General features: G+C 72.5%; 3 protein-coding genes and 1 pseudogene. 3 read left to right on the plus strand and 1 reads right to left on the minus strand.

What is annotated here, in order from left to right; translation table 11 throughout:
- Nucleotides 1-1,271: serine/threonine-protein kinase (locus GA0115259_RS20985; protein ID WP_161230430.1), on the minus strand; the 1,271-nt coding region annotated here is incomplete at its 3' end.
- A gap of 199 nt (nucleotides 1,272-1,470) precedes the next feature.
- Between GA0115259_RS20985 and GA0115259_RS20990 the strand changes: the two genes are divergently transcribed.
- From GA0115259_RS20990 to GA0115259_RS42015, 3 genes and pseudogenes are all read left to right on the plus strand, one after another.
- On the plus strand, nucleotides 1,471-1,728 hold the full coding sequence (locus tag GA0115259_RS20990; protein WP_066956291.1) for a hypothetical protein: 258 nt from the start codon (nucleotides 1,471-1,473) through the stop codon (nucleotides 1,726-1,728).
- A 186-nt stretch (nucleotides 1,729-1,914) separates the two neighbouring features.
- Nucleotides 1,915-2,121, plus strand: a complete 207-nt coding sequence (locus tag GA0115259_RS20995; protein WP_093599442.1) for a hypothetical protein — start codon at nucleotides 1,915-1,917, stop codon at nucleotides 2,119-2,121.
- 257 nt (nucleotides 2,122-2,378) lie between these two features.
- Nucleotides 2,379-2,657: pseudogene (locus GA0115259_RS42015) on the plus strand (aminoglycoside phosphotransferase family protein); the annotation flags it as partial.

A 2,657-nucleotide genomic window follows, 5' to 3' on the forward strand; every position in this document is an offset into this window, starting at 1 on the left:
CGCCGTCCGGCCGAGGTCGTGCGCCCGCCGGTCGGCTGACGGCTGCCGCCGCCCGTACGCGCGGTGCCGCGCGGCTGCTGCGGGCGCGAGCCGCCTGTACGGGACGGAGAGCTCCCATTACGGGACGAGGAGCCGCCCGTACGCGACGACGAGGAGCCGCCGGAACGCGGTGACGCGCCTCCCGCGGAGCCGCTCGAAGGGCCACCCGCGCGCGACGAGGAGCCTGCGGATCTCGGGGATCCGGGACGGGACGCGGACGAACCGGAACCGGCGCCTGAACCGACACCGGAGCCACTCGCCGTACGGCCCTGCGAACCGCGCTCGCCCATGGAGCCGCGCTCGACCAGACGCTCCGTGTACCGCTCCGTCAGCCGTCCCGTCGGCAGCTCCCGCGCCTCACGCTCGCGCACCCGCTGCGCGGGCGGCCGGCTGTCCGAGAGTCCCTGGGCCTCCCTGGCCGCGATCTCCTTGAGCCGCATCGACAGTTGGAGCGTACTGGGACGCTCGTCCGGGTCCTTGGCCAGACAGGCGCGCAGCAGCGGCGCGAGCGCGTCGGGCACTCCGTGGAGATGCGCCTCCTCATGGACCACCCGGTAGAGCATGACCTCCGAACTGCCGTGCCCGAAGGGCGAGTCGGAGGTCGAGGCGTACGCGAGCGTCGCACCCAGCGAGAACACGTCCGTCGCCGGAGTCACCGCCGCGCCACGCACCTGTTCCGGCGCGAGGAAGCCGGGCGAACCGACCGCCGTACCGACATGCGTCAGCGTGCTCGCACCGGTCGCCCAGGCGATACCGAAGTCGATGATGCGAGGGCCCTTGGGCGAGAGCAGGATGTTCGACGGCTTGAGATCGCGGTGGACGACTCCGGCCTCGTGCACGGCCACCAGGCCCTCGGAGAGCGCGGCGCCGACGGAGGCCACCTCGGCGGCCGGCAGGGGGCCCTCCTCGGCGACCTTGTCGTGCAGCGAGGGCCCAGGCACATACTGCGTGGCGAACCACGGCCGGTCCGCCTCCAGGTCCGCGGCCACCAGCCGGGCCGTACAGCCGCCGCGGATCCGGCGCGCCGCCGAGACCTCGCGGGCGAACCGCGACCGGAACTCCTGATCCTCCGCCAGATCAGGCCGGATCACCTTCAGCGCGACCCGCTGGCCGCGCCGGTCGGAACCCAGATAGACGACGCCCATCCCGCCGGCGCCCAGCCGCCGGTGGAGCCGGAACGAACCGACGACACGCGGGTCCTCGCGCCGGAGCCGCATCATCGCCATGTCCATCCCCGCTGCCCGGTCGTCCGTGTGACGTGGCACAGCTTACGTACCCGCGCCCCGGCGCGCTCATAGGCCGCGCCCTCGTGGACCGACCGATTGTCAGTGCGGGGTGGGAAACTTGAGGAGTGGTCAGAGGACGGCGGATCCCAAGTCCTCCTGGCCCGCGCGAGATCTCAAAGGTCCGTCGCAGAAGGGGGATTGGATCGTGAAGGGTGACCGGGTGGAGATAGTCGTGGACGCGGGCGACACGACTCGTACGTATGAAGTGGTGGCGAGCAGAGCGGGCCGCCGGGTGGAGACGGCGGTACGCCGGGGCGTGGTGGAAGTGAGCGAAGTCACCCGGAACGGATCGGTGGTGCGGACGGCCCGGTTCATGGCCACGCGCGTGCTCGCGCTGGTCGAGCAGCCGATGCCGCGGCAGGACTCCTCGGAGCGCGCTCTCCGGGAAGACCCCCAGTCCTGAAGCGTCCTCTCCACCCAGGGGAGTACTCCAGCGGCAGGAGGCTCATCCTCCGGGAGGCCCGGTAATGGGTACGCGGGCATGACGACCCGGGCTTGTCGCGTCCCTAATGTTGAGATCAAGCGGCGGGTGCAGCACTCGTCCCCCGAGGTCGACACTCGCCGCTGTCGGACAGACAGGAGAGGGACCATGGCGGGCACGGCACCGCGGGCAATGATCCGCACGCAGGGACGCAGGGCGTTCGCCGCGTTCGGCGGACACCGGTCCGGCCCGCGCCACCCGCTGGTGGCGACGGCCATGGTCCTTCCTCTGGCGACACTGCTCGTGGTCGTCTTCGGCGGCTGGGACGCGGTGGTCACACAAGCGTCGTCCGTGGGCGTGATGCTGGGGCGCTGAGCGGCGCCCCGGACCCGGGAGAGCGGCCCGGGTCGGGGACATCCGGCCAACAACCCCGTGGGGACGGGGGTGCGGCGGACGGCAGCGTTTGGCCGGTCAGCTGGGGAGCTGACCGGCCATCGCGCTGTCCGGCTCACGGTACGCTCACCACGCGCGCCGCGTCAGCCCTTCCGGACCGCTGTCCGCGCGGATCGTACGGATCGTAAGGTTCTCGTGGGAATTCGCCGCATCGTGGGAATTCATCGCATAGGGGGGCCATGACCGTATCCGTCGTCCGTGCGCTCGGGCTCGTCGCCCGCCGGGCCGCCCACGCGGCGGATCCGGTGCCGGATCCGTTGGCAGACCTGGCGCGCTGCCGTGCCTGCGGGCATACGGAGACCGTGCTCGCCGAGCGCGGCGAAGGCGTGGTCGTACGGCACGGAGAGGCCGTCGCCAAGGCGCACGCGGACGGTACGGACCTGGCGGGCCACCGCGCCAGGCTCGCCGTCGCCGCGCACCCGCGCCTCGCCGGGATTCTGCTGCCGCCGCTGCCCCGG

The sequence above is a fragment of the Streptomyces sp. MnatMP-M17 genome (genome assembly GCF_900091995.1).
Classification (GTDB): domain Bacteria; phylum Actinomycetota; class Actinomycetes; order Streptomycetales; family Streptomycetaceae; genus Streptomyces.